The sequence below is a fragment of the Halomonas sp. 707D4 genome, from assembly GCF_024158685.1.
In the GTDB taxonomy this organism is placed as follows: domain Bacteria; phylum Pseudomonadota; class Gammaproteobacteria; order Pseudomonadales; family Halomonadaceae; genus Vreelandella.
On the sequence record NZ_JAMZBD010000223.1, the window covers coordinates 1 to 5080 of the forward strand.

The 5080-nt window shown below is 63.7% G+C and carries 5 protein-coding genes; 2 read left to right on the top strand and 3 right to left on the bottom strand.

Going from position 1 to position 5080, the window contains the following annotated elements:
* From BIS11_RS10550 to BIS11_RS10560, 3 genes are all read right to left on the bottom strand, one after another.
* Positions 1-174 (bottom strand): malonate transporter subunit MadL (locus BIS11_RS10550; RefSeq protein WP_301286444.1); only part of this gene is annotated, 174 nt, incomplete at its 3' end.
* Positions 175-242: 68 nt separating this feature from the next.
* Positions 243-1790, bottom strand: coding sequence for a malonyl-CoA synthase (locus BIS11_RS10555; RefSeq protein WP_253425891.1), 1548 nt, complete (start codon positions 1788-1790; stop codon positions 243-245).
* 39 nt (positions 1791-1829) lie between these two features.
* Positions 1830-3041, bottom strand: coding sequence for a malonyl-CoA decarboxylase (locus BIS11_RS10560; RefSeq protein WP_367399205.1), 1212 nt, complete (start codon positions 3039-3041; stop codon positions 1830-1832).
* A 298-nt stretch (positions 3042-3339) separates the two neighbouring features.
* Between BIS11_RS10560 and BIS11_RS10565 the strand changes: the two genes are divergently transcribed.
* Complete coding sequence (locus BIS11_RS10565) at positions 3340-4002, top strand: GntR family transcriptional regulator (protein WP_253425885.1); 663 nt, start codon at positions 3340-3342, stop codon at positions 4000-4002.
* A 371-nt stretch (positions 4003-4373) separates the two neighbouring features.
* A partial coding sequence (locus tag BIS11_RS10570; RefSeq protein ID WP_253586024.1) for a dicarboxylate/amino acid:cation symporter occupies positions 4374-5080 on the top strand: 707 nt, incomplete at its 3' end.

Genomic DNA, 5080 nt, shown 5'->3' on the forward strand with positions numbered 1-5080 from the left:
GGCGGGCATCTTTTGCTTGTCGATCAGATAGCCGCCGAGAAAGATCAGCAGCAGCATGGCGATACCGACACCGCCGATGTTGGACTCCACGCCGAGCAGCATGCCCAGCACGTCTCCAGCCCACAGGCCGACCAGCATGCAGCCGGCGAGCAGCGCGACTCCGTAAATGACCATGGCGTTTTCCTTGTTGTATTGTCGTTGTTGTCAGGGGGCGCCGCGTTTTGGCGGCGCCGTGATTCTCATCAGGCGGTGGCGTTGCTCCGATCAAACGTGCTGGAAAACGTGTCGGCGAAGGTGTCGCGCAGCTGGTTCTTCTGCACCTTGCCCATCACGTTGCGCGGCAGCGCCTCCACGAAGAAGACCCGCTTGGGCTGCTTGTAGCGGGCGAGCTCGCCCTTGAGGGCCTCCAGCACCTGGGCCTCGCTCACCGCGCCCTGGGCTTTCGGCACCACCACCGCGACCACGCCTTCGCCGAGATCCGTGTGACGCACGCCGATCACGGCGGACTCCGCCACACCCTCCATGTCGTCGATGATCTGCTCGATCTCCTTGGGATAGACGTTGTAGCCGCCGGAGATCACCAGATCCTTGTCGCGCCCGACGATGTTGAGATAGCCGTGCTCGTCGATCAAGCCAAGGTCGCCGGTGATGAAGTAGCCGTCATCGCGAAACTCGGCCTTGGTCTTCTCCGGCATGCGCCAGTAGCCTTGGAACACGTTGGGCCCGGTCAGCTCGACCAGCCCGGTCTCGCCCCGGGCAAGCTCTCTGCCGGTCTCGCGGTCGGTGATGCGCACCGTCACGCCAGGCAGCGGCGTGCCCACGGTGCCCGGGCGGCGCTCGCCCTCATAGGGGTTGGAGGTGTTCATGTTGGTTTCGGTCATGCCGTAACGCTCGAGAATGGCGTGACCGGTGCGCTCGCTGAACGCTTCATGGGTTTCGGCCAGAAGCGGCGCGGAGCCGGAGATGAACAGGCGCATGTTGGCGACCACCTCGCGGTCGAGGCGCGGGCTTGCCAGAAGGCGCGTGTAGAAGGTCGGCACGCCCATCAGCACAGTGGAATGCGGCATCAGGTCGAGCAGTTCGTCGACGTCGAGCTTGGGGAGGAACGTCATCGAGGCGCCGTTGATCAGCGTCACGTTGCAGGCCACGAACAGCCCGTGGGTGTGAAAGATCGGCAGCGCGTGGATCAGATGGTCGTTTTCGCTGTAGTGCCAGGCCTTGGTCAGCGCCTGGCTGTTGGAGGCGAGGTTCTCGTGGCTCAGCATCGCGCCCTTGGAACGCCCGGTGGTGCCGGAGGTGTAGAGGATCGCCGCCAGGTCATTGGCCGCGACCTCGGTGACATCGGTCGTCTCCTCGGCGGCGTCGGCCTTCTCCATCAGGCTGCCGTCGGCCTTGGTGCCCAGGCTCTCGATCTGCGCCACGCCGGTCTTGGCCGCGGTCTGGCGGGCGCTTTCCAGCGCCTCCGGGCGGCAGACGTAAAGGCGCGGCTCGGCATCAGCCAGGAAGTAGTCGATCTCGCTGTCGGTGTAGGCGACGTTGAGCGGCAGGTAGACCGCGCCGACCTGCAGGCAGGCGAGATACAGCATGACGATCTCGGGGCTCTTGTCGACCTGGACGGCGACCCGGTCGCCGGGCGTCACGCCGAGCTCCTTGAGCACGGTGGCCAATCGGCGGCTCAGGTTCAGCACGTCCTGGTAGCGGTAACGCTGGCCGTCGAGCGTGTCCATCAACACCTTCTCCGGGGCGCGCTCGAAGTGCGGGTAGAAGTGGCAGTAGAGGTTGTGGTTCATGAGAGACTCCTTGTTATTGTGGCAGGCGCGATCAGGGGCTCACGCCTTGGCCGGCGCTTTCGCCTCGAAGTACTGGCCTGCCTGATGGGCCTGGCGGCGAATGTCGCTGGCGCAGACCACCGTGTGGTTCACGCTGTAGGCTTCGTGGTTCTGCTCGATGCCCTTGAGCTGGTAGAGATAATTCACCATCAGGGCGTGGGACTGCTTGAACCCCTTGGGCGAGGTGTCCCCCTGCCAGTTCAGCCGGTGCAGGCTCGCGCCGTTACCGAGGTGAAAGCGGGCCACCGGGTTCAGCGGCTGGCCGCTCTTGTGCTTGACGTCCACCAGGTAGTGGGCCGCCAGGCGCATGAACTCCTTGTGAGCGGCGGATGAGAGCGCCTCGCCGTCATGGGTGTCGAGGTAGGTGGTGAGTTCCTCGGAGAGCGTCGCCTCGCTGCGTGCGCCCTCGAGCCAGTCGGCGAAGCCCGGCACCGGCGAAAGGGTGACGAAGTTCTTGATCTGGGGAAGTTCGCGACTCAACTCCTGGACTACCTGCTTGATCAGGAAGTTGCCGAACGAGACCCCCTTGAGCCCGGCCTGACAGTTGCTGATGCTGTAGAACACCGCGGTGTCGGCGTCCTCCAGCGGCAGCTCCTCGCCGTGTTCGAGAATACGCTGGACGTTGCCGGGAATGCCGTCGCACAGCGCCACTTCGACGAAGATCAGCGGCTCGTCGCCGGTCGCCGGGTGGAAGAAGGCGTAGCAGCGCCGATCTTCCGGGTCGAGGCGTCGGCGCAGGTCGCGCCAGTCGCCGATCTCGTGCACCGCCTCGTAGCGGATGAGCTTTTCGAGTACCGTCGCCGGGGTGTTCCAGTCGATGCTTTCGAGCATCAGAAAACCGCGGTTGAACCAGGAGCTGAAAAGGTGTGCGAAGTCGCTGTCCAGCGCGGAAAGTTCCGGCGCCTCGCGCAGGCACTTGAGCAGGTCGGCGCGCATCTTGACCAGATCGAAGGTACCACCCGGGCAGAGGTTCAAGCGGCGCAGAAGCGCCTGGCGGCGCGGCTCGCAGGCGTTGAAGAGCGTTTCGAGCGCCGCGTTGTCCTCGCGCTCGCGATACACCGCGTAGGCGCTGTGGATGTCGGCGGGCTCGGCGGCGTAGTCGTTGGCCAGCAGCTGGAAGAAGGCCAGCCGCTCCTCGTCGTTCAGCGCCCGGTAATGCGCCAGCGCCTTCTGGGCGAGCATGATCTGCGACGCTTCGCCGGTTCGGCCCATCAGGGCCTGGCAGGCCTCGGTCAGCGCGGTGAGGTGGTGTTCGCTACCCTTGTCGGCGCCCAGCGCATCGCTGAGCTGGCGGGTGCGCGTCTAAATGTTGGTGAGCAGCCCCTGAAGAAACGTCATGTTCATGTTCATGCGCATTGGCCTTCTGGTTCGTCGGATGGGCGATCTGCCTTCTACCGTGCCGACGGTTTATCATTGTCGTTCGGCATGATAAATATTGAACAGCGCGTCATGTTGTATATAACAGATACAGGCAACGAATTTATGCGTCAAGACAGGCGAGGGTAGACATATGGCGAAGGTGTCCCAGGCGCAGCGGCTGCGCGACCTGCTCGAGGATGCGATCGTCGCCGGGCGCTTCACCCCGGGCGAACGGCTCGACCCGGACGCGCTGGCGCTCGAATACGCCTGCTCGCGCACGCCGATCCGCGAGGCGATCCAGCAGCTCGCCGTGTCCGGCATGGTGCAGGTGGTGCCCAAGCGCGGCACCTTCGTCACCCGGCTGGGCGTCACGGAGCTGGTCGAACGCTTCGAGGTGATGGCCGAGCTCGAGGGGCTGTGCGGGCGCCTGGCGGCCCGGCGCATGAACGACGAGGAGCTGGCGGCCCTGCACCAGGCGCTGCACGCCTGCCGCGCGAAGGCCGAGCAGCGCGACATCAACGGCTACTACTACGAGAACAGCGTCTTTCATCACTGCATCTACGCCGCCAGCCACAACCCGTTCCTCGCCCAGGAGGCCGCCCGGCTGCACGCGCTGCTGCAGCCCTACCGACGCATGCAGCTGCAGGCAAGAATGCGCGTCGAGAACTCGCTGGCCGAGCACGAGGCGATCGTCGCCGCGATCGAAGCCGGCGACGGCCCCCGCGCCGAAACGCTCCTGCGCGATCACGTGCTGGTGCAGGGCGAGCGGTTCAACGACCTAGTGGCGTCGGTTCGGGTGCTCGAAACGCTCTAGGCCCCAGGAGCGCAGCCTTTCCTTTTTCCTGCTGACCGCGACACTCATCACGCGCCGAGGCCAAGAGCCCGGCGCCGTCTGCGCTTGTCCTCGTGCGGCTTGCCCCGCGCTCCTTCATCGCGCCTCTGGCGCACCCTCCTTCAGCATCGTCTTGCCCTGCTCCTACCAAAGCCCCTGGTTTTTCCGCGTTTCGACGGACGTGTCAGGCGCGGATAAAAGATTTGACCGTACGCCAGGCGAGCGCTAGCATTATTTCCAATAATGAGATTAAAGTCTCCATTATAGAAATATCCTCATTCGGTGCTTTGCCTCCCCAGCCGAGTCTCGAGTGAAGAGAAAAATAAAATCAAGACGAAGGCAGGAGAACGGACATGACATTGCGCTCCAGAAAAATTTCGCTCACTACCTGGATATTTTTGGCACTGATACTGGGTGTACTGGCGGGCATCTTCTTTCCCGACGAAGTCGGCGGGTTCAAGTTCATCGGCACCATGTGGCTCAATTTGATCAAGCTGATCATCGTGCCGCTGGTACTGATCATTCTGATGCAGGCGATCGTGGGCAACGGGCAAACCGGTGGCGTCGGCAAGGTGGTGGCCGCCTGCCTGCCTTACTACCTGTTCACGACGCTGGTGGCGGTGAGCCTGGGCGGCGGGCTGGCCTATATCGTCAAGCCCGGACTGGGGTTCGAGCTGGACCTTGGCAGCGCGGGCACGCCGATCGAGACCCCGGAAGTCACGCTGGACGGCTTCTTCACCGGGCTGGTCTCGAACAACCTGTTCGCTTCCTTTGCCGACGGCAACATGATCCAGGTGCTGGTCATTTCGGTACTGCTGGGCTTGTCGGTCAAGATGATTCCCGATGTCGAGACGCGCACGAAGATCGCCGACGGGCTGAACGTGATCAGCGAGTGGGTGTTTGCCTATCTGCGCATCGCCATCGCCCTGTCGCCGATCGGTGTCTTCTTTCTCATGGCCAGCACCATCGGCCATAACGGCGGAGCGCTGCTGGGCGCCGTGGCGGTGCTGCTCGGCGTGTTCTACGCCGGGGTCATGCTGCAGGTCTTTCTCGTCTACGG

Bases quoted from the DNA above. Each gene is read 5' to 3' on its own strand.
- BIS11_RS10555 (WP_253425891.1), bottom strand. From the start codon at position 1,790: ATGAACCACAACCTCTACTGCCACTTCTACCCGCACTTCGAGCGCGCC.
- BIS11_RS10560 (WP_367399205.1), bottom strand. From the start codon at position 3,041: ATGGGCCGAACCGGCGAAGCGTCGCAGATCATGCTCGCCCAGAAGGCG.
- BIS11_RS10565 (WP_253425885.1), top strand. From the start codon at position 3,340: ATGGCGAAGGTGTCCCAGGCGCAGCGGCTGCGCGACCTGCTCGAGGAT.